Annotated in this window: 21 protein-coding genes and 1 tRNA gene; 9 read left to right on the forward strand and 13 right to left on the reverse strand. The window is 59.8% G+C overall.

What is annotated here, in order from left to right; all coding sequences use genetic code 11:
• Positions 1-66 precede the first annotated feature (66 nt).
• The 3 genes from phoR to DVJ77_RS19765 form a co-directional block, all read right to left on the reverse strand.
• Positions 67-1335, reverse strand: coding sequence for a phosphate regulon sensor histidine kinase PhoR (gene phoR, locus DVJ77_RS19755; protein WP_114847257.1), 1269 nt, complete (start codon positions 1333-1335; stop codon positions 67-69).
• Positions 1336-1431: 96 nt separating this feature from the next.
• Positions 1432-2121, reverse strand: a complete 690-nt coding sequence (gene phoB, locus DVJ77_RS19760) for a phosphate regulon transcriptional regulator PhoB (protein ID WP_114847258.1) — start codon at positions 2119-2121, stop codon at positions 1432-1434.
• 135 nt (positions 2122-2256) lie between these two features.
• Positions 2257-3981 carry a M48 family metalloprotease gene (locus tag DVJ77_RS19765; RefSeq protein ID WP_114847259.1) on the reverse strand — a complete coding sequence of 575 codons (1725 nt, stop codon included), beginning with the start codon at positions 3979-3981 and terminating at the stop codon, positions 2257-2259.
• A gap of 127 nt (positions 3982-4108) precedes the next feature.
• Between DVJ77_RS19765 and grxC the strand changes: the two genes are divergently transcribed.
• From grxC to DVJ77_RS19780, 3 genes are all read left to right on the forward strand, one after another.
• The gene (grxC, locus tag DVJ77_RS19770; RefSeq protein WP_114847260.1) at positions 4109-4372 is read left to right on the forward strand and encodes a glutaredoxin 3; all 264 of its coding nucleotides are present in this window, start codon (positions 4109-4111) and stop codon (positions 4370-4372) included.
• The gene (locus DVJ77_RS19775; RefSeq protein ID WP_114847261.1) at positions 4369-4755 is read left to right on the forward strand and encodes a carboxymuconolactone decarboxylase family protein; all 387 of its coding nucleotides are present in this window, start codon (positions 4369-4371) and stop codon (positions 4753-4755) included. Before grxC ends, DVJ77_RS19775 begins: the two co-directional genes overlap by 4 nt.
• Positions 4756-4933: 178 nt before the next feature.
• The gene (locus DVJ77_RS19780) at positions 4934-5950 is read left to right on the forward strand and encodes an isocitrate dehydrogenase (RefSeq protein ID WP_114847262.1); all 1017 of its coding nucleotides are present in this window, start codon (positions 4934-4936) and stop codon (positions 5948-5950) included.
• 1338 nt (positions 5951-7288) lie between these two features.
• On the opposite strand, the gene DVJ77_RS19785 is transcribed toward DVJ77_RS19780, so the two are convergent.
• From DVJ77_RS19785 to DVJ77_RS19820, 8 genes are all read right to left on the reverse strand, one after another.
• The gene (locus DVJ77_RS19785; RefSeq protein WP_114847263.1) at positions 7289-7753 is read right to left on the reverse strand and encodes a carboxymuconolactone decarboxylase family protein; all 465 of its coding nucleotides are present in this window, start codon (positions 7751-7753) and stop codon (positions 7289-7291) included.
• 40 nt (positions 7754-7793) lie between these two features.
• Positions 7794-8687, reverse strand: a complete 894-nt coding sequence (gene sigJ / locus DVJ77_RS19790) for an RNA polymerase sigma factor SigJ (RefSeq protein ID WP_114847331.1) — start codon at positions 8685-8687, stop codon at positions 7794-7796.
• Between the two features lie 63 nt (positions 8688-8750).
• A complete protein-coding gene (locus tag DVJ77_RS19795) occupies positions 8751-9677 on the reverse strand; it encodes an aspartyl/asparaginyl beta-hydroxylase domain-containing protein (RefSeq protein ID WP_380038471.1) in 927 nt (308 codons plus the stop codon).
• Between the two features lie 65 nt (positions 9678-9742).
• Complete coding sequence (locus tag DVJ77_RS19800) at positions 9743-10837, reverse strand: class I SAM-dependent methyltransferase (RefSeq protein WP_114847265.1); 1095 nt, start codon at positions 10835-10837, stop codon at positions 9743-9745.
• 42 nt (positions 10838-10879) lie between these two features.
• Positions 10880-11650: a bifunctional hydroxymethylpyrimidine kinase/phosphomethylpyrimidine kinase gene (gene thiD / locus DVJ77_RS19805; RefSeq protein ID WP_114847266.1), complete on the reverse strand. Its 771-nt coding sequence runs from the start codon at positions 11648-11650 to the stop codon at positions 10880-10882.
• 41 nt (positions 11651-11691) lie between these two features.
• Positions 11692-13071, reverse strand: a complete 1380-nt coding sequence (locus tag DVJ77_RS19810) for a PhoH family protein (protein WP_114847267.1) — start codon at positions 13069-13071, stop codon at positions 11692-11694.
• A 148-nt stretch (positions 13072-13219) separates the two neighbouring features.
• The gene (locus DVJ77_RS19815; RefSeq protein ID WP_114847268.1) at positions 13220-13681 is read right to left on the reverse strand and encodes a peroxiredoxin; all 462 of its coding nucleotides are present in this window, start codon (positions 13679-13681) and stop codon (positions 13220-13222) included.
• Positions 13682-13973: 292 nt separating this feature from the next.
• Positions 13974-14483: a glycine cleavage system transcriptional repressor gene (locus DVJ77_RS19820; protein WP_380038468.1), complete on the reverse strand. Its 510-nt coding sequence runs from the start codon at positions 14481-14483 to the stop codon at positions 13974-13976.
• 219 nt (positions 14484-14702) lie between these two features.
• Here DVJ77_RS19820 and dapA point away from each other — a divergent pair, with 219 nt between their 5' ends.
• Together dapA and DVJ77_RS19830 are read left to right on the forward strand one after the other, a co-directional pair.
• A complete protein-coding gene (gene dapA, locus DVJ77_RS19825) occupies positions 14703-15596 on the forward strand; it encodes a 4-hydroxy-tetrahydrodipicolinate synthase (protein WP_114847333.1) in 894 nt (297 codons plus the stop codon).
• 40 nt (positions 15597-15636) lie between these two features.
• Entirely contained in the window at positions 15637-16227 is a 591-nt protein-coding gene (locus tag DVJ77_RS19830) for a hypothetical protein (RefSeq protein WP_114847269.1), read from the forward strand.
• A 104-nt stretch (positions 16228-16331) separates the two neighbouring features.
• Here the strand turns inward: DVJ77_RS19830 and fdxA are convergent, their stop codons facing one another.
• Both fdxA and DVJ77_RS19840 read right to left on the reverse strand, forming a co-directional pair.
• On the reverse strand, positions 16332-16655 hold the full coding sequence (gene fdxA, locus DVJ77_RS19835; protein WP_114847270.1) for a ferredoxin FdxA: 324 nt from the start codon (positions 16653-16655) through the stop codon (positions 16332-16334).
• A 49-nt stretch (positions 16656-16704) separates the two neighbouring features.
• Positions 16705-16780, reverse strand: a tRNA-Glu gene (locus DVJ77_RS19840).
• Positions 16781-16981: 201 nt separating this feature from the next.
• Between DVJ77_RS19840 and pcnB the strand changes: the two genes are divergently transcribed.
• The 4 genes from pcnB (at position 16982) to panC (ending at position 20592) form a co-directional block, all read left to right on the forward strand.
• Positions 16982-18340 (forward strand): polynucleotide adenylyltransferase PcnB, encoded by a 1359-nt coding sequence (gene pcnB / locus DVJ77_RS19845; RefSeq protein WP_114847271.1) that lies wholly within the window; start codon positions 16982-16984, stop codon positions 18338-18340.
• Positions 18337-18819, forward strand: coding sequence for a 2-amino-4-hydroxy-6-hydroxymethyldihydropteridine diphosphokinase (gene folK / locus DVJ77_RS19850; RefSeq protein WP_114847272.1), 483 nt, complete (start codon positions 18337-18339; stop codon positions 18817-18819). The genes pcnB and folK overlap by 4 nt, the downstream gene beginning before the upstream one ends.
• A 66-nt stretch (positions 18820-18885) precedes the next feature.
• The gene (gene panB / locus DVJ77_RS19855; protein ID WP_114847273.1) at positions 18886-19713 is read left to right on the forward strand and encodes a 3-methyl-2-oxobutanoate hydroxymethyltransferase; all 828 of its coding nucleotides are present in this window, start codon (positions 18886-18888) and stop codon (positions 19711-19713) included.
• A gap of 33 nt (positions 19714-19746) precedes the next feature.
• On the forward strand, positions 19747-20592 hold the full coding sequence (gene panC / locus DVJ77_RS19860; RefSeq protein ID WP_114847274.1) for a pantoate--beta-alanine ligase: 846 nt from the start codon (positions 19747-19749) through the stop codon (positions 20590-20592).
• The last annotated feature ends 99 nt before the right edge of the window (positions 20593-20691 follow it).

A 20691-nucleotide genomic window follows, 5' to 3' on the forward strand; every position in this document is an offset into this window, starting at 1 on the left:
TGGCCGGCTTGGTTGCTATTCACGATGGCGGCGCTGATGGGGCCGCCCGCGATCTCGGAGAGGCTCTTAAACCTCGTCCGAGCCACCGAGTTTGAGCAGCCGCTCGTGTCCGAAACAGCACGAGAAGGTGGAGCCCTGGCCGGGCTCGCTTTGGATATCCAGCCGGGCCTGATGCAGGTTCAGCACATGTTTGACGATCGAAAGCCCCAGGCCGGTACCGCCGCTGTCGCGCGAACGGCTGGACGACACGCGGTAGAAGCGCTCGGTAAGTCGAGCCAGGTGCGAGGCAGGAATGCCAAAGCCGGTATCGGTGACCGAATAGGTGGCGCCTTCGGGTGTCCGTAGCCAACGGATGGTGATATTGCCGCCGGTTGGGGTGTAGCGCACCGCATTGCTGACCAGATTGGACAACGCGCTGTGCAAATCTTTGACCGAACCGAGCAGATCGGTTTCGGCGGTGGATTCGAGCACGATGTGGTGGCGACCTTGGCTGAGCGCTTCGGCTTCTCGCCGAATAGTGGCCATCAGCGGCGTCATCTGCACACGCTCGTCAGCCACGTGCTCCTGAGTTTCCAGGCGTGACAGGGTGAGCAGATCTTCGACGATCTGTCCCATGCGCTTGGATTGTGCGCGCATCTCACCCAGCACCGGGGCAAGTTCGGGGACGTCACTCGGATCGATCAGTTCCAGATAGCCGTGGATCACCGTAAGCGGTGTGCGCAGTTCGTGCGATACGTTGGCCACAAAGTCGCGACGAATCTGCTCCAGCCGCGTCAGGTGGCTGATATCGCGCGCCAGCAATAGCCGCTGACGGCGTCCGAACGGCAACAGGGTGACATTGATGTGGCGATTCGGGTGTCCGGGCGCAGCGACGTCGTTGAGCGGCTCGAAAGCGCCGTCCTTCAGCCAGCCCGCCAGTTCGGTGGTACTCAGGCGTTCGTGCAGGGCGGTGCCACGATCCTGCGGGCGACGCAGGCCGAGCAGGTCTTCGGCGGCATGGTTGAACCAGCGCACATGCTGCTCGTTGTCGAGCAGCACGACAGCGTCCGGCAAATTGCCGGCGGCGCTGCGCAGGTCGCGCAAACTGGAGGCGATACGACGAGAACGCGTCATGAAACGGTCATGCTGCAAGGGGCTGAGGCCGGGAGGGGCTGTCATCATGGAGCCGGTTTGATGACGGATTCGAGTCAGCAGCAAGACGGTTTCCGCTACAGCGACCAGGGACACGCCAATGGCGATATAGCCACCGGCCAACCACCCTAATGCGGCACCCACGACCAAGCCGGCCGCAAGTGCGGCCGGCAGTTTCCAGGTGGATTCAGATGATTGCTGCATTAAAATTTAGGCCGGGTTGCGCTGGCAATCGCCAAGCATCGGCAAAAGCCGCAGTCCCCGCAAGCCACCAACGCCGGTTCAGTCAGCAGAGTCGAGTCAGACGTTAGCGGAGAAGCGGTAGCCGGCACCGCGAACGGTCTGCACCATGTCGTCCAGTTTCCATGGCTCCAGCGTCTTGCGCAGCCGACGGATATGAACGTCAACGGTGCGTTCCTCGACGTATACGCTGCCGCCCCATACATGGTCGAGCAACTGTGCGCGCGAGTAGACACGCTCGGGATGGGTCATGAAAAAGTACAGCAAGCGGTATTCGGTGGGGCCGATGACAACGGCATCGTCGCCAGCGAATACCCGGTGCGCCGGGCCATCGATGCGCAAACCGCCCAGTTCGACCTGGCCGGAGCCATCGTCGCCCTGGCTTCGGCGCAATACGGCCTTGATCCGCGCGACCAGTTCGCGGGTCGAAAACGGCTTGACCACGTAGTCGTCTACACCAGCTTCCAGGCCATTGACTCGATCCATCTCTTCACCGCGGGCGGTAAGCATGATGATCGGAATCTCACGGCTCAGTTCTTCTTTACGTAAGCGCCGGGCCAGTTCTAGACCGCTGGTGCCGGGTAGCATCCAATCGAGCAAGATCAGATCGGGTACTTGTTCGGCGATAGCGAGCTGGGCGGCTCGTGCGTCGGCGGCGTGGGCCGCGTCCATGCCAGCTTTGCGCAAGGCAAAGGCGACCATGTCGCGGATCGAGGCTTCATCTTCAACGATCAGGATGCGTTTGTGCACGCGTAGGTCTGCTTTAGGTGGCCTGTGACGCAATTATTGCAGCGGTCCAATGTTACGCGGCGATGACACGTAACAAAAAATGGCCTAACCAGCCGTAATTCTTGCGAAGACCGGACACCCCAACACTGCCTCGTGTTAACGCTGGGCCGGTTCCAGGCCGAAGCATAGCCGTCCCGCACAGGCTGTGCCGGGATTTTGCAATGGCTGCTGGCTGCGACCGTCCGGATTGTCCTCGGTTTGCACCTTGCGCTTGCGCAGCTCCATGACCAGCGGGGTCAGGTCGCTGATTCGCGACTGGATGCGTGCACGGGCGTAATAGTCCAGATCGGACCGGGTCAGCAGGCGCTTGAGTTGCTCCATGGCATCGAACGGGTGCCCTGACAGGTAGCTGGCATCGGCGTATGCCTCGCCGGCCCGCACCGGTTCGCCGGCCTTATCGCTGGCCTGGGCATAGGTGCGATAGAGGTCCGGCTCGTCGGCGTTATCGAGCATCGGACGCAGCATGTCGGCGGCCTGGGTCGCGTCGGCTTTCGAGCCGCCGTCGATGAGCGCTTTTGCATAAGCGAGTGCTGTCGCGCGATTGCGTGGCGACAGGGTGTTGAGTTCTGCGTAAAGCGAGAGCGCCGCCACCCTTTGGCCGGCTTGGAACTTGGCATCGGCCAGTGCCAGTTGCAGGATCTGGTTGCTGGGATGGGTGGTTAACAGAGGCTGCAATTCGTCAATGGCTTTGCCGCCGCGGCCACTGCGCGTGAGTGCCAGCGCATAGCCGTAATGGTTGGCTGGCGTGTCGAATTCACGTCGCTTTTCGGCAATCGGCGCAGCAAAGCTCGATGCGTAGTAGGTGCTGAGCTGGGTGGAGTCGCCGGCCAGTACGCGTACCCGTTCGCGCATTAGCGAATAGGCATCGAGCTCTTTTTTATCAGGGTCGGCCTTGCTGCTTCCTTGCTGGGTGAGAGCCGTAGTGTCTTTGACGAAGGGGATCGGCGCGGTGCTTTTATCCCACTGGTTTTTGACCAAGGTGGAGTTGGCCGGGCGCTGCTTTTGCAAAGCGATCAGCGCATCGGCGCGCGATTTGGCATCGCTGATGCGCGTTAGCGTGACGGGATGGGTCTGCAATAGCTGCGGTACATCGCGATCCCCGCCCGAGCCAACCCGCATGGTGTCCTGCATGCGCTCGAAAAAGGTCGCCATCGCGTTGGGATCGAAGCCGGCATTGGACAGGGTCTGGATACCCACGCGGTCAGCTTCGACCTCGTCTTTGCGGGTGAAGTTGATCTGCTTCTGCATGAGCAACCCCTGGCCGCCCATCATGATCGCGCCGGCGGCATCGCCGGCATGCGCGCCCGCGCCTGCGGCGATCGCGCCCAGCAGCACCAGAGCCATCAATGGGGCGTCCTTTTTGGATGCTTCAAAGGCGCGCTGTAAGTGATTTTGCGTGATATGACCGATTTCGTGGGCCACTACCCCGGCCAGCTCACCTTCGCTGCGAGTGATATCGATCAGCCCGGAGTTGACCGCGATATAGCCACCTGGGGCGGCAAAGGCGTTGATGACGTCGTCCTTCACAATGAAAAACGAGAAATGATCCTTGGGCTTGTCGCTACCGGCGACCAGGCGGTAGCCGAGATCATTGAGGTAGTCATCGAGCATGGCGTCGTCAACCACCATGTTCAGCGCGCGCATCTGGCGCAGCATGGAGGCGCCGTACTCCTGCGCTTCTTGCGGCGAGATCAGGGCGTTGGCCGAGCTGCCCAGATCGGGCAGGCGGACGCTGTCTTGCGCACCGGCGCCTAAGGCGAGGCTGGCGCAAATAAGTGCGGTCAGAAGGCGGGGAGCGAGGGGTCGTAGTGCCATGCGCATAAGTTAAGAGACAATACCACTGTCAGACCGCTGTCTGCGGCGTCAGTTCGACCCCGTGGCGACTTGTTTTTCAAAGCAAGGGTCCTCATTTTGCTGAACGTTTACACCAAGCCGCCGGAGTGCTGTCGTGCCCAAGATTGAGATTTATTCCAAGATTGTCTGCCCTTACTGCGTCAATGCGAAAAACCTGTTGAAAGCCAAGGGGCTGACCTGGAATGAGGTGCTCGTCGATACCGACCCAGAGCAGTTCAAAATCATGCTTGAGCGTAGTGGCAACCGCCGTACGGTTCCGCAAATCTTCATCAACGACCAGCACATCGGCGGCTTTGACGACCTGGTGGCTGCCGATCGCAACGGCAAGCTGGCTGAGCTGATAGGTCAGAGCGCATGAGCAAGGATCGTCTGGCTGAATTCACGGCATTCCGCCATCGCATGAATGAGCGGATTCTGGCCGAGGACAATCAGGTCGTGCGCCGATTCTTCGCGCTGGACACGCAGACCTACAAGGCCGGTGCACTGGATGTGAAGACTAAGGAGCTACTGGGCCTGGTCGCCTCCCTGGTGCTGCGTTGTGACGATTGCATCAGTTATCACGTGGCGCAGTGCAAAGAGGCCGGCGTCAATCGCGAGGAATTCTTTGAAACCTTCAGCGTAGGCCTGGTGGTGGGCGGCTCTATCGTGATTCCGCATCTGCGCCGCGCGGTGGATTTTCTCGATCAATTGGAGGCTGGTACAGGCTCCGGCGAAGCCGAGGGCTGCGCCAGCCACGCTTGATGCGGCGGGCGAAGCCGGCAAAAAACCCTGCGTGCGAGTTTTCGCAACGCTGCATGCGAGTATTTGCAACGCCTTGCCGGTGTTCGCATAGGGCTGCATAAGCGATAATTGACAAGTTTTCAGACTGTGCGCGGTTCTCGCCGCACAGCCTGCGCGGTTCTATTCTGAGGAGTTTCCCATGAGCAAAACCATTGCCGTGATTCCGGGTGACGGTATCGGTCCCGAAATCATGAAGGCAACATTGCGCGTGCTCGATGCAATCGATTGTGGCCTCAGCTATGACGTTGTCGAGGCGGGCATGATCGCCCTCGACAAGCAAGGCGACCTGCTGCCCAAGGCCACGCTCGATGCCATCGCCAAGCATAAAGTGGCCTTGAAGGGGCCGCTCACCACGCCGATCGGCGGTGGCTTCACCTCGATCAACGTGACCTTGCGCAGGCATTTTGACCTGTACGCCAACGTGCGCCCGGCGATCAGCTTTCCGGGCACCAAGGCACGTTACGAAAACATCGACATCATCACCGTGCGCGAGAATACCGAAGGCGCTTATCTGGCTGAAGGCCAGACACTGTCCGATGACGGCGAAACAGCGACCTCGATCATCCGCAATACCCGTCGCGGCAGCACCCGCATTGTGCGTTACGCCTTTGAGATGGCCGTGAAAAAGGGCCGTAAGAAGATTACCGCCGTGCACAAAGCCAACATCATGAAGACTAGCTCGGGTCTGTTCCTCAATGTCGCCCGCGAGGTCGCCAAGGAATACCCGCAGATCGAATTCAACGAGATGATCGTCGACAACACCTGCATGCAGTTGGTGATGCGTCCTGAGCAATTCGATGTGATCGTTACCACCAACTTGTTCGGCGACATCATTTCGGATCTGTGCGCCGGCCTGGTCGGTGGCTTGGGCTTGGCGCCGGGCGACAACATCGGCGCCGATGCGGCGATCTTCGAGGCGGTTCACGGCTCAGCGCCGGACATCGCCGGCAAAGGCATCGCCAACCCCTGCGCGCTGTTGCTGGCGGCGGCCGATATGCTCGACCATCTCGGCATGGTGGAGAAGGGCAGCAAGATCCGTCAGGCGATCCGCGACACGATGGAGCACGACCGCGCTCACGTCACCCCCGATCTGGGCGGCAAGGGCAGCACCGAAAGCTTCGGCGAGGCTATCGCCAAGCGCGTTCTGGCGGCTTGATCGCTCCACGATAAGTAGCAGCGGGAGTGGGTTGGGGTGAGCAAAGCGAACCCCAACATGGCATGGTTTCTATGGTCATAACGAACGGTATTCATTATTGGACGCCTCCAATAGCAGGGGTCCTTAAAAAAATAATCCGCCGCGATATGCCCAAGAGTACGTAACGGTACGCTAGCAGTTCACTTCTTGTTGTCTGTACGAAAGGGTCGTGACTAGGCGATTTTAGCTGAAGCAAGGGGCCGGCTCAGCTTGAAAACAGGCGCATAATCCTTGAGGGGGCTTTGGGACGTTCTCTAACAATGGTCGTTTAAGGACTGCCGATGTTAATCATCAAAAGTCCACGAGCAGAGGGGAATGCTATGAAAAAATTAAAGCCGCTTGTGTATGTTGCTATGGTCGCCATTACTGCTCCCGCAATGGCTCAGCATGATGAGGCTTGCTCGGCTGCCTGGAAAAGCTCGTCTGCCGCGCAGACCTGTACGACGTGGGACTATGTCAGCCAGGTCGAGCCAGGTATCTGTAAGTTGGATGTCGGATGCAGGACAGGTAGAGAGTTTCGAGGGCAAGACAACTACCAGCATCAAGAACGGCCCGTACAAAACACGGGCCGTTGGTATCTCGATAGCATGAAAGATTTGGTGAATAGCAATGGCAAGCTCAGTGGCGGCAGAGAGGCTCCGCGGCCACCGATACCAGACTGGTGGCCGTGAATAAAGTGATTAACACTAGGTTCGCATAAGCATAAAAAAGGTCAGGGGCATTTAAACATGTCTCTGACCTTTTTATTTTTCGTGCCGATCAAAGATTCACGCAGCGATAACAGGTGGTGGGTGTAAAAGCTTCCTCGCACCCGAGGGGGCGCAATGCCCATCCACACCAAAGCCAAACCTACGACATGGTTTGTCTTACGGTAGAGGGGAGCATGTCATGAATATGTCCAATCATTCATTTTCCATACGCGTCATTCTCTTTGCCCTGGGGTTATTTATCAGCTCCATGGCTTCCGCTGCAGGCCCTGTAGGCCAATGGTATGGGACCGCCCCCGTTTGCGGTTACAAGCTTGGAGACCAATGCCCCGCGAACACGGGGTACTCGCCCGTGTGTTATGCCCAGAAAGAGCGCGGCACCTCCACGGTTGATGAGTCAGTGGAGAAGAGATGCCCTAACCGCTTGAGTACGGGTTTTGGATCTGAGTGCTTGTCAGGGTGGAAGGTTTACTGCGAAAAATTTGTTCATTAAGTAAATGGCGACTTCACCTCGGCGCGTTTAAAAATGCGTCGAGGCGATTGGATAAAAAGGCAGAGTCATTTAAATGTCTCTGCCCTTTGATCTTTAGGGTCAGGCCGCTTGCTGCGCTGCAGGTTGATAACTGCCCGGCACAGCCTGAAATGGAATCGCGATGCGGTTCCAGGCATTGATAAGAATGGTTGTCATGTTGAGGTTCAGCAATTCTTCCTCTTCGAAAGAGGCGCGAGCCTGGGCATAGATTTCGTCCGATACGCCATGCTCACCGAGCCGGGTTACCGCCTCGCACCAGGCCAGTGCCGCGCGCTCGCGCTCGCTGTACAGCGGCGTTTCGCGCCAGGCTTGCAGTAGGTAAAGGCGCTGCTCGGTTTCGCCGGCGGCACGGGCATCTTTGGTGTGCATATCGATGCAATAAGCGCAGCCATTGAGCTGAGATACACGCAGCAGCACCAGTTCGATCAGGCTCTGCTCAAGCCCGCAATGATGAACGTAGCGGCCGAGTGCCAGCAGCGATGCGGTGGCTTTGGGGTAATCAGCATAGGAAAGGCGTTTTGTCACGGGAATGCTCCAGTTGGGCGGCCCGATGGGCCGGTCCTATCTAAGACGCATGACCAGGAGCAGATGTGACAGCATTGAGCCTTGCCAGTTTCTGCGGGTGCCGCAGTGAATGGATCGCGGTGATTTGCTCGCCGTCCGTTTCGATCCAGCAAACCGTTACCAGGGTGGCGTTGATCCAGCTAAACAGTGCGGGTGCACCGTTGAGCCAGTGCAGGCGATGTACGGCATGGCTGCCCTGGTAGCGCTGCGCGATTTGCGTGTAGAGCCGGATGAGCCGCTCGCTACCGTGTAACGGACGCAGGGCTGCGCGCACCACGCCACCGCCATCGGATAGGTGCAGCACATCGGCGGCAAACAAGGCTTTGAGTACATCAGGAGTCGGCTCTTGCAACGCCTGCATGAATTTTTCCAGCAGACGCTGCTGCACGGCCGGCGCGTAGCTGAAGCGCGGCCGGCCTTCACGCAGGCGTTGCTTGGCACGATGCGCGCGCTGGCGGCAGGCGTCTTCGGTAATGCCCAGCATGGCGGCGGCTTCGGCGTGGCTGTAATCGAAAACGTCGCGCAGTAGAAACGCCGCTCGCTCATCCGCGCTCAAGCGCTCCAGCAACAGCAGGAATGACAGGTTGAGGCTTTCGCTGCGCTCGAGTTCTGATTCGGGCTGCTCGTCATCGGCGATCAACGGCTCTGGCAGCCAGGGGCCGGTGTAGTGCTGCCGCTCGGTCTTGGCGCGACGCAGGCGATCCAGTGCCAGGCGCGTGGTGACGGTGACGAGCCAGGCCTCGGCGTCATCGAGCGCATCGGTATCTTGCTGGTGCCAGCGCAGCCAGGCATCGTGCAGCACGTCTTCGGCGTCATTAGGCGTGCCCAGCATGCGGTAGGCCAGCCCGAACAAGCGCGGGCGGTGCTGCTGAAACAGAGCGGTTTGCGGGTCCATCGAACGTTCCATTGGCGTAGATCTAGCCAGGACGTATCCACAGCCAAGAATGTGACAGCACGATCAACGCACGAAGGGGTAGGGGGCCAGAAAGACCAGCCAGATCATCAAGACGATGCCGATGTACTTCAGTACGCGAAACAGCTTGGGATGCTTTTTCTTGAAGGTCCGGCTGCGTTCGCGGCTGCGCTGGTTGAGGGCGAACACGCGGTTGACGAAGCCGGCTTTCTCGGTCGCTGACTCCGTGTTGGGCGAGGCGGTGATTTTGCCCATAAAGGCACCTACGCGGTGGTTGATGGCGCTCATCCAGCGGGTACGTAACGGTCGCTCCACGTCGGCGAACAGGATGACGCGTGTCTGGTCGGTACGGTTTTCGGCCCAATGCACATAGGTTTCGTCGAAGACGACATCCTTGCCATCACGCCAGGCGTGGACTTCGCCATCGACGAATATGCGGCAATCGTCCGAGTTCGGTGTAATCAGGCCCAAGTGATAGCGTAAGGAGCCTGCAAATGGATCGCGATGCGGATTGAGCTTGCTGCCCGGAGGCAGCAGCGCAAACATGGCGGCTTTCACGCTGGGAATAGACCTTAGCAGCGCTACCGTTTTCGGGCACAGTGTTTCGGCCGAGGTCAGTGGCTCGCCATACCACTTGAGATAAAAGCGCTTCCACCCTTGTTTGAAGAAGCTATTGAAGCTGGCATCGTTGTGCTTTTCGGCAGCACGGATATGCCCCTCGTCGAACAATTGCATGGCTTCTGCGCGAATGGTCTGCCAGTTCGCTTGCAGCAGATCCAGTTGCGGAAAGCCACGGCGATCCAGGATCGGTCGCGCCGGCACTGCCGAGAATGCATACATCAGCAAGTTATACGGGGCAAAGATCGCCGAGTGATCCACCAGTTGACGATCAAAGCGCAGTCGTGCCCGTCCGCGAAGATGCACTAGCAGCACGCATAGAGCGAAGAAGGCGAACAACAGAAATAGGGCGATTCGTGGTGCAAAAATCATGTCGGATGATTCGACGGCCGGTGCAAGGCCCTGATTCTACTCCTTAGCTAACGCGTCGTTGAGGCGACCTTGCGTAGCTGCTGCTGGGTCAGCTCGACATGTCGTTGCGGGCTGATCGGCAGATGAATCGGGTCGGTGACGCTGTTCTTGTGTCTTAGTGCGGCGATCATGCTGGTGGTGGGGTAGCGCCCTTGCGTGAGCGCTTCGGCGTCGATGGCTTGCACATGGTCGATCAGCGCGCGGTCTCGCTCTACATCAGGGGCAAAGTTGAAGCCGATACGACGTTCGATAAACGGAACAATGGCGGCGCCGAAGCTGAAGAACAGCTCGAAATCGAATTCTTCCAGCAGGCAGCCAACAATGTCTTGCGCACGCACGCCTTCATTGGAATAAGCGGCATGGTCGATCGATGGGTACTTGGCTTGTCGAGCGCCAAAGTGCCGATCGAATTGTTGCTCGGGCGGCAGGCTTGCCCAGATACGTTGCACCTCGATCTCGACGTCGGGCCACAGTTGATGGCCATTGCGGCCGATGATGTCCGAGCTGAGCAGTACGCCATCGGGTGCCAGCGAGTTGCGCAGCGATCGACAGAAGGTTTCCAGCTCGGTGACGTGGTGAAAGAACTGGTTGACGATGATGACGTCTTGCGCAGGCCGTTCAAAGGGCCGGTTGCAATCGCAGGTCTCGAATGTGATCCACGGATCCAGGCCACGCGCTTTTGCCGATGCAGCGGCGTTGCGCATCAGCGTTGGGTTGAAATCCATGCAGATGATCTGAGCGGCCACGCCTGCTGCGCGCAATTGCTCGGCCAGATAGATCTCCATGCTTGCGGCACCGGAGCCGAGGCTCAGCACGCGCAGTGGCATTGAATGGCGCTGCGCTGCTCGGATGCGATCAAGATAGAACGCTTCCGGTGAATCAATGCCAAGACGTTGCGCTTGCGGCGCAAGGTAGCGGCCCGACCAGTAATGAAAGATCGCCGGCAAGGTATCGCCCTGGTACTGCGGTGTCAGGTTGAAGGCCACGCGCTCGGCCAGCGCGCGTACGCGACGGCTTGCCGAAGCGGGGAGCTGCCGTGACAGCCATGCCACAGCGCGTTTGCCGATGAGTCGGTGGCGATAGATCAACGCAGCCACAGTCATGCTTGATGCTTCCTCGGCGGGTGGTGCGAGAGTATATGGCGGTCAGTGCCGCAGCACGTGAACCGAGCCGCTACCGGGTCGATAACTGCGTACCAATGCACGATGCACATAAGCAACGGCGCGACGCACGGCGGTGCGTGGGGCCTGGCCTTTGGCAAGTTCGGCGGTGATCGCCGCGGCGAGGGTACAGCCGGTGCCGTGCCCTTCCAGCTTCAGGCGGGGGTGTCTTAGTTCGAGCATGCCGCGCTCGTCGTAGAAACGATCCACGACCACGCGGCCTTCGGCATGGCCGCCTTTGAGCAGTACGGCGCGGCAGCCCAGTTCAAGCAGTGCCGCACCGGCGCGGTCGAAATCTTTTGCGTTGCGGATCGGCTCGCCGAGCAGTGCTTCGGCCTCTGGCACGTTCGGCGTAATGATGTCCGCCAGAGGCATCAATTCATGAACCATCGCATCGACCGCATCGGCTGCCAATAATCGCCCGCCGCTAGTCGCGATCATTACTGGATCGACCACCAGCCAGGCCGGCTTGCGAGTGCGCATTTCGCGAGCAACCAAGTGGGTGATCGCTGCGCTGCCAAGCATGCCGGTTTTAACCGCGGCCACTGGAAAGTCATCGAATACCGCCGCCAGTTGGCTACGAATATGCGTCAGTGGCACCGGATGCACGGCGGTCACTTCGCGGGTGTTCTGCGAAGTGATGGCTGCGATGACCGATAGCCCATGCACGCCGCGTGCATGAAAGGTTTTCAGGTCGGCCTGGATGCCGGCACCACCGCCGGAGTCCGAGCCGGCGATGGTGAGGGCGGTGGGCATGGAGCGAGGGGGCTTGGTATGGCTGGTCATTGCCTGGCGAGCTACAACGCCTCCGACGCAAAATCCGCCAGTCGCGAGCGCTCGCCTCGGCGTAAGGTGATATGCGCCGAATGCTCCCAGTGTTTGAAGCGATCGACCGCGTAGGTGAGGCCGGATGTCGTTTCGGTGAGGTAGGGTGTATCGATTTGTTCGACATTGCCCAGGCAGACGATCTTGGTGCCAGGGCCGGCGCGGGTGATGAGGGTTTTCATCTGCTTTGGCGTAAGGTTTTGCGCCTCGTCGATAATCAGGTAACGCGACAAGAAGGTACGGCCGCGCATAAAGTTGAGCGCGCGGATCTTGATGCGCGAGGCCAGTAAATCATTGGTGGCCTGGCGTCCCCAGCTACCGCCTTCGACGGGGTTGGCCAGCACTTCGAGGTTATCGGTGAGTGCACCCATCCAGGGCGTCATTTTTTCCTCTTCGGTGCCGGGCAGGAAGCCGATGTCTTCGCCCACCGATACCGTGGCGCGGGTCATGATGATTTCGCGATAGCGCTGCTGATCCATCACCTGGGCCAGACCGGCGGCGAGTGCGAGCAAGGTTTTGCCGGTGCCGGCGGTGCCGAGCAGGGTGACGAAATCGACGTCGGGGTCCATCAGTACGTTGAGCGCGAAGTTCTGCTCGCGGTTGCGAGCGGCAATGCCCCATACGCTGTGATTGGAGTGGCTGTGATCGTCCAGCAGAACCAGCGTGGCCTTGACGTCGTCGATGTGCAGCACGCGCAGCTCGACGCTGCTTTCGCCTGGTAGATACAGGCACTGATTGACGTACCAGTCCTCATCTTTAAGTCGATCGACTTTGTAAAAGGTGCGGCCACGCTCGTTCCACGACTGCACTTCGGGATGCTGATCCCAGAAACTCTCGGCTAACTCGGTCGAGCCGGTATAGAGCAGGGAGAAATCATCCAGCGCGCGATCGTTTTCGTAGTCCTCGGCATCAATGCCGTAGATCTTCGCCTTGATCCGTAGATTGATGTCTTTGGTGACCAGGATGACTGCGCGGCCTGGATTCTGATCGCGCAGCTCAATCACGGACGACAAGATCAGATTGTCGGCCTTGCCGTGGCCATTGGTGGTGCGCTGCTGAAAGTACAGCCGGCCCACGGCCGAGCCGCGCTTGAGATTGACTCCTTGCGGACTGGTCAGGTCAAGCCCATTGCTGATGCCGTGGCCGTTGCCGTGTTCGATGAGTTCGTTGAGAAAGCGGCTGACCTGACGGCCGTTACGCGAGACTTCGGAGGCGCCTTTCTTTTTTTCATCGAGCTCTTCCAGCACGGTCATCGGAATGAAGACATCGTGCTCTTCAAAGCGAAAAAGCGAGGTGGGATCGTGCAGCAGGACATTGGTGTCGAGAGCGTAAATGCGTTTGCTTCCGGTCATACGGAAGGAACCTCGCTGGTCATGAGGTGAATAAAACGCGGCACGCGGGTTGCCGTGGGTGGGTGCTGCCAGTCATCAAGGCCGGCTCGCTGGTGGCATGCCGGCTTGATGGAGAAAACATGAATGAATAGAGCAGGGTGGATACGTTTCACTTGGCGGGGATGGTGTCGAGCACAGCTTGGGCATGACCCGAGACTTTTACGTTGCGCCATTCTTGTACCAGTCGGCCATCGGGATCGATGAGGAAGGTACTTCGTACGACACCCATGTGACGTTTTCCATACAGCACTTTTTCATGGATCACATCGAAGGCCTGACACCACGTTTCGTCGGTGTCGGAAATGAGCGGAAACGGCAGTTCTTGCTTGGCCGCAAAGTTGGCGTGGGATTTGGTCGAATCGCGCGAGACGCCAATGATTTCGGCGTGGCGTTTGCGAAAATCCGCGTAGAGGTCGCGGAAGTCTTTCGCTTCGGTCGTACAGCCCGGGGTGCTGTCCTTAGGGTAGAAATACACCACCACCCATTGACCCTTCAGGCTGTCGAGCTTTAGTTCGGCACCGTCGCCGGTGATGCCTTTGAGTTTGGGGGCTTTCTTGACAACTTCAGGCATGGTCTCTCCTGCGAAGCCAGGGCTGGCTTCGACTGCTGGCTCGTTTCAAGGTTAGTTTCAGGGGTTGGGTGACGCTAATGACCGGCGCGTCGATAAAAGGCGTGCTCTGTGCGATCGGTGTAGCTCGATACGCTCGTTGCATGCACGCTCCTCGAAGGTCTCTGGGACAAAGACTAGCGCTTGCCGGGACGGATAACAGCCCCCGCGACATTTTCAGTTTAAGAGCCTGTTTTTATTGCCGTCCAAGCCCTGCAGAGCGATGAGGGCAGTGTAGGCCGATGTTTGGTCAGCGTCAGAACTTGACCGGATCCATGATGGCGTCGAGGTTCAGGCCATCGCAGAATTCGAGGAAATCGTCGCGCAAGGCGGCAATGTGAGTCTCCGCCGGAATGCCGATCGTGAACTGCGCCTGGAACATGGCTGCACCCGTTTGCATGGCCTGATAGCGCATCGAGCTCAGTTGCTCGACGCTGATGTCGTGGCGATCGAAGAAATCCACGATCTTTACCAGGATGCCCGGACGGTCGGCCGAAATGACCTCGATAAGGTAGGGCAGGCGGTGCGAGTCCTGCTCGCGCTCACGTGGCCCGGTGCGGTAATGCACCAGGCGCAACTCCTCGTCGCGGCCCAGTTTGGTCAGCGCTGTTTCCAATTTCGCCACGGCGTCCCAGGCTCCGGTCGCCAGCAAGGTCAGCGAGGTATCGGTGCCGATGGTGGCGACCCGAGCATCGGCCAGGTTGCAGCCGGCATCGGTAATGCGCCGGGCCAGCGCCTGCAGCGGTGCGCGCGACGACGGTGTCATCGTCTGGATAAGCAGTTGGTTGTCGGTGCCTGCACGCGCAGAAGAACGGTTCAAAGGGGATCTACCTGTGGCAAATCCCGCACAGCGCGGGAATGGCGGGGAATCTAGGGCTGCCTTCAGGGCTGCCTTTGAAGGGTGCCCTGATCTGTTTGGAGCTTACTTGCCGCCCCGGTTCGCCCGCAAGTAACATAGTTGGCTTAGATTTTGGCGGAGCAAGCCTTGAATATTCGCGGAAGCATCTGCGCGCTGGTCACCCCATTTGCCGCAGATGGCGCACTCGACTTGGCGGCGTTCGGTCGATTGCTCGATTTTCAGATCGAGGGCGGTACCGAGGCCGTGGTCGTGGCCGGCTCCACCGGTGAAGCGCACATGCTGGAGCATGACGAATACGATCGTTTGCTCGCCTTTGCGGTTGAACGGGTCGCTGGCCGCATTCCTGTCATAGCCGGCACCGGCGAGGCAGCCACCGCTAAAACCGTTGCCTTGACCCGCCGTGCCCGTGCGCTGGGTGCCGATGCCGCGCTGGTGGTCGCCCCGTATTACGTGCGCCCAACGCAAGAAGGGCTGCGCCGCCATTTTCTCGAAGTGGCCGGGCACGGCGGCTTGCCGGTGCTGCTCTACAACGTACCCGGCCGCACCGCTTGCGATCTGCTGCCTGAAACGGTGGCCACGTTACGCGAGCACCCGGCCATCATCGGGATCAAGGAGGCGGTGGCCAGTGACGAACGAATCCGGGCCATGGCGGAACTTGTAGGCCCGAATTTCGTCTACTTGAGCGGTGACGACGCTACCGCCCGCAAAGCCATGCTGGGCGGTGCCGCCGGTACTATTTCGGTGGTAGCCAACTTGGCGCCTAAGGCGTTCCGTATGCTTTGTGATGCGGCGACACAGGGTGACCGGCAGGCTGCTGAACGCTACGATGCGCTGTTGGAGCCATTGGTGCAGGCGCTTAACTGCGCGCCGAATCCAATTGCGGTGAAGGCCGGTTTGCCCGCATTGGGACTGGGTTCCGCCGTGCCACGCCTACCTTTGATTGAACTGGAAGACGGCCCTGACCGTGCACGCATACGCGAGGCGCTGGCAGGTCTGGCATCCTTGGCAGATGCTGCCTGACCCACCGCCTTATAACTCTTAAGTTACGGAACCCGACTTCATGAAGAAATCCCCGCTCGTCGTAGCCTTGCCGGCTCTGGCCCTATCTGCCTTGTTGCTGTCTGGTTGCGGCATGTTTCGTTCGCATAAAGCGTGGGAAGCGGCTAAGCAGGAGTCTCCGTTGGAGATACCGCCGGGCCTGGACACCCCGTCCACCAGCGCGGCGCTGGTCATTCCCGAGCCGGGCGCCAACAGCCCAACTGCCAATGGAGCTACGGCCCGTGCCGGCAAGGGTGGCGGCGTGATTGCCGATGGCTTCGTGTTGTCGGGCAATGTGGATGACAGCTACCGTCGTGTCGGCCAGGCGCTGGAGCAGGGCGATATCGGTTCGGTGGTTTCGCATGACGATGCGGCGCATACCTATACGCTGAGTGTGATTGCTTCAGACGCACCGGCGAGCAAGCCTGGCCTGTTTGGTCGGCTGTTTGGCAGCAAGAAAAGTGGGGCTGCCGCTCCAGGTGCCGCCCCGCATCAGGTACTGGTCAGTATCGGCACCAGCGGCCAGAGCGCCAGCGAAGTGCGCGCACAGGGCGATTCCGGCGCGGTGGCCAAGGTGGTCGATACGCTCAAGTCGCGACTGAACGGCCGTTGATCGCATAGTTTCATGCTCAAACAAAAAACGCCGCCCGGATGGGCGGCGTTTTTGCGAGTGCCGGATTCACTGATCCGATGAATTACTGAGAGCGTATGGGGTGCTCAGCGCTTCAGCTCGTCGAGTTTGTTGGGTTTGTTTTCCCAGTCTTTAGCGTCGGCTAGCCCGTCTTTACGTTCGGTAATGACAGGCCAGTCTTTCGCCAGCTCGGCATTCAACGCGACGAAGCTCTCCTGGCCGGCAGGCACGTCGTCTTCGGGGTAGATCGCGTTGATCGGGCACTCCGGCTCACATAGGGTGCAGTCGATGCACTCATCCGGATTGATGACCAGGAAGTTCGGGCCCTCGTGGAAAGCATCCACGGGGCAGACTTCAACGCAGTCGGTGTATTTGCACTTGATGCAGTTGTCGGTAACGACAAAGGTCATGATGTTGAGGGCTTGTGCTGATTTACCGCGGCCCGTGCCAGGCCGGAATTGGCGCTCCCTACGAGGTTCGAACTCGTGTTCCCGCCTTGAGAGGGCGGTGTCCTAGGCCGCTAGACGAAGGGAGCGAAATGCACCGGAGCGCGCTAGTATAACGAAATCGTTTCGTCCGGCAATGCCTGGGGCCCGCTTTCATGTCATGTGTTTCATGTCATGCCATCCAAGGCTAAAGTGCTGCCGCCTGACCGATGCAATAACGGTATCGGTATGTGGCATGAACTACACATTGCCGCTCTGGGAGCAACTTTGGCTGCAAGGATCCACATCGTTTGAACTTGAAAGCAAGGAACGACGCCACGCCCGTGTTGCGCATTATTCCGCGTGAGCAGCATGTGATTTCGCGCAAAAACATCAGTAAGGCAGCGCTACGCGTGCTGTACCGCTTGCACGAAGCGGGTTATGCGGCCTATCTGGTCGGCGGCGCTGTGCGTGATTTACTGCTCAGCGGCCACCCGAAGGATTTCGACGTTGCCACCAATGCAACGCCCGACGAGGTCAAGAAGCTATTCCGCAACTGCCGCTTGATTGGCCGTCGCTTCCGGCTTGCCCATGTGGTGTACGGGCCCGAAATCATCGAGGTGGCGACTTTCCGGGGTACCGGCGAGGACGGCGGCGAAGGTGATCGGCATGTCGTGGATGGCCGCATCGTGCGGGACAACGTGTGGGGCACGATCGAAGAAGATGCCGTGCGCCGCGATTTCCGTGTTAACGCCTTGTATTACGACATCAGCGATTTCTCGGTACGTGACTACGTCGGCGGCATGCAGGACGTGCAGGACCGCGTATTGCGCCTGATCGGTGATCCGGTCACACGGTATCGCGAAGATCCCGTACGTATGCTGCGCGCGGCACGCCTGGCGGCCAAGCTCAACTTCCGTATCGATACGGCGGCGGCGGCGCCGTTCGAGGAGCTGGGGCCGCTGCTCGCCGATGCTGCGCCGGCAAGGCTGTTCGACGAATCGTTGAAGATGTTTCTGGGCGGGCATGGGCTCAAGAGCTTCCGCATGCTCGAACAATGCGGCCTGCTGAAGTTTATGTTTCCGGCGACGGCGCGCGCGCTCAAGCGCGGCGACGAGGCGCTGCGCTCGCTGATCGAGCAGGGTCTGACCAACACCGACGAGCGTATTGCCGAGGGCAAATCGGTGACGCCGGCATTCTTGTTTGCCGTATTGCTGTGGGGCGAGGTGCGCGACCAGGCACATGCCTGGATGGTCAAGGGCCTGGACAGTAACGAGGCCTGGGATCGAGCTGCCGCACATGTAGTGGCGGAGCAATGCCAGCGGGTAGCGATACCGCGCCGCTTCACGTTCACGATGGAAGAAATCTGGTCGTTGCAGCCGCGTTTTGAGCAGGTGCAGCGCAAGCGAGTGTTTCGCCTGATGGCACATCCGCGTTTTCGTGCCGCGTTTGACTTTCTGCTGCTGCGCGCGCCCGAATCATCTGCGATGCGCGAGCTGGGGCAATGGTGGTCGCATGCACAGAAATTACCGCATGAAACCTTGGCCGCGGCCTTGTCCGGTGTAGCTGATGCCGGGGTGGAGCCGGCTGTGAGCACGGCGACTGCGGCGAGCAAGCCGCGCAAGCGGCGGCGGCGGCGCAAAAGCAATGGCAAACCGGACGCGACGTGACGCAAGCTTATGTTGCGTTAGGTAGCAATCTTGGTGATTCGCGCGGGCAATTGCTTGATGCGATGGATGCGCTTGCCGGGTTACCGCAAACCCGGTTGTTGGCGCGCTCGCGGCTTTATCGCACGCCGCCGTGGGGCAAGCTTGAGCAGCCGTCGTTCGTGAATGCCGCCGTATTGCTCGATACCGCGTTGACTCCGCATGAACTGCTCGACGCCATGTTGGCGATTGAGCGGGCCGCCGGACGCGTCCGTGATGGCGAGCGCTGGGGGCCGCGCATGCTGGATCTGGATCTGCTTCATATGGATGGCGTGCAAATGGATGACGCGCGCTTGACCCTGCCGCATCCGCGCATTGCCGAGCGCATTTTCGTGTTGCTTCCGCTGCATGACCTGACGCCTCAATTGCTGTTGCCTGGGCAAGGGCGCGTCGACCAGTTGCTTGTCGGGCTGAATGCCGCAGACTGTGAGATCTTGTCTTGAGCAATAGCCTCCGCGCGCCGGATAATCGATTGCTTATGCATTTCCTTCGCTAATCAGGAACACGCCGTGTACGTGCAGAACGCCAATACGCCTGTCCGCAAGCCAGTTACCGTGCCGGGGCTGCGTGCGATGAAGGCGGAAGGCCGCCAGATTGTCATGTTGACCGCCTACGACAGCAGCTTCGCCTGGCAATTAGAGACAGCCGGCATTGATGTGGCGCTGGTCGGTGACTCCTTGGGTATGGTGGTGCAGGGACATCGCAGCACCTTGCCGGTAACGCTCGATCACATGGTGTATCACACTGCGGCGGTGGCACGTGGCTTGTCGGCCACTTTGCTGGTCGCGGATTTGCCGTTCATGAGCGATCGCGACGTGCCGCATGCGCTGGAAGCCGGCGCGCGACTGGTCGGCGAGGCTGGTGCCGCGATGGTGAAAATCGAAGGCGCTGCGCCGCATGTGCTCGATGCTATCAAGGCCCTGGTTGAGCGGGCGATCCCCGTTTGCGCCCATCTTGGCCTCACCCCGCAATCGGTGCATAAATTCGGCGGTTTCCGCATCCAGGGGCGCGAACAAGAGGCGGCCGAGCGGGTGCTGAAGGAGGCGTTGGCGGTCGAGGCGGCCGGGGCCGATTTGTTGGTCCTGGAGGGCGTGCCCGCCGCGCTTGGCGAACGCGTGACCCAGGCTGTGTCGATACCCGTGATTGGCATCGGTGCAGGCCCGCATTGCGATGGCCAGGTGCTGGTTCTGCACGATATGTTGGGTGTTACGCCGGGCAAACGGCCTAAGTTCAGCAAGGATTTCCTCGTTGGGCGCGATTCTGTCGCCGCGGCGATCAAGGCCTATGCCGACGATGTGCGCAGCGGTGCTTTCCCGGCGCCGGAACATTGCTTCTAAAGCCTCTAGCCTCCAAAGTTTACTGAGTAAATTATGCAGACAGTGCAAGATGCCGCGGCGCTACGTGCCGCGATCCGTGGCTGGCGTAGCCAAGGCCAGACCGTGGGTTTCGTGCCGACCATGGGCAATCTGCACGCCGGTCATCACGCGCTGATAAAGCTGGCGCGAGCACGCACCGATCGGGTGGTGGCCAGCATTTTCGTCAATCCCACTCAGTTTGGCCCGAACGAGGATTTCGAACGCTATCCGCGCACCTTGGTGCAAGATCAGGCCGGTCTGGCCGAGCACGATTGTGATCTGCTATTCGCCCCCGAAGTGGCCACCCTTTATCCGTTTGGCGCGCAGGGCAGCGTCAGTTTGCGTGTGCCGCAACTTACCGAGACCTTGGAGGGCGCACACCGGCCCGGGCATTTCGACGGCGTCGCCACGGTGGTATGCAAGTTGTTCAATTTGGTGCAACCGGATATCGCGGTGTTCGGCCAGAAGGATTTTCAGCAGCTCAAGGTGATTGAGCGGATGGTGCGTGATCTTTCGCTGCCGGTAAAAGTGATGGCAGCGCCAACGTTCCGTGCCGATGACGGCCTGGCGCTGAGTTCGCGCAATCAATACCTGTCCGTCACCGAGCGTGCCTTGGCGCCGCAGATCTATGCCACGTTGCTGCAAATACGGGAGCTGATGGCGAAGGGACATGCCTGGCGGGTCATCGAGCAGGCTGCCGCGGCCAAATTGACCCGTGCCGGCTTCGTGCCCGACTACGTGGCGGTGCGGCGTGCCGAGGACCTGTCCGAGCCCGCTGACGATGAGCGCAGCGGCCTGGTGGCGCTGATCGCCGCCCGTTTAGGCCAGACCCGGCTGATCGACAACTTGCTGTTGGACTGAACGCCCCCAGATGGAGATCACCGGCACTGTTGCAGCGCAGCGTCGCCGGTTCGATAATCCCCGGCTACGCAGGCCGTTCCTGCTGGAATGAAACACGTC

Origin of the sequence: Dyella tabacisoli, from assembly GCF_003350925.1 — a bacterium.
Lineage (GTDB): Bacteria > Pseudomonadota > Gammaproteobacteria > Xanthomonadales > Rhodanobacteraceae > Dyella_C > Dyella_C tabacisoli.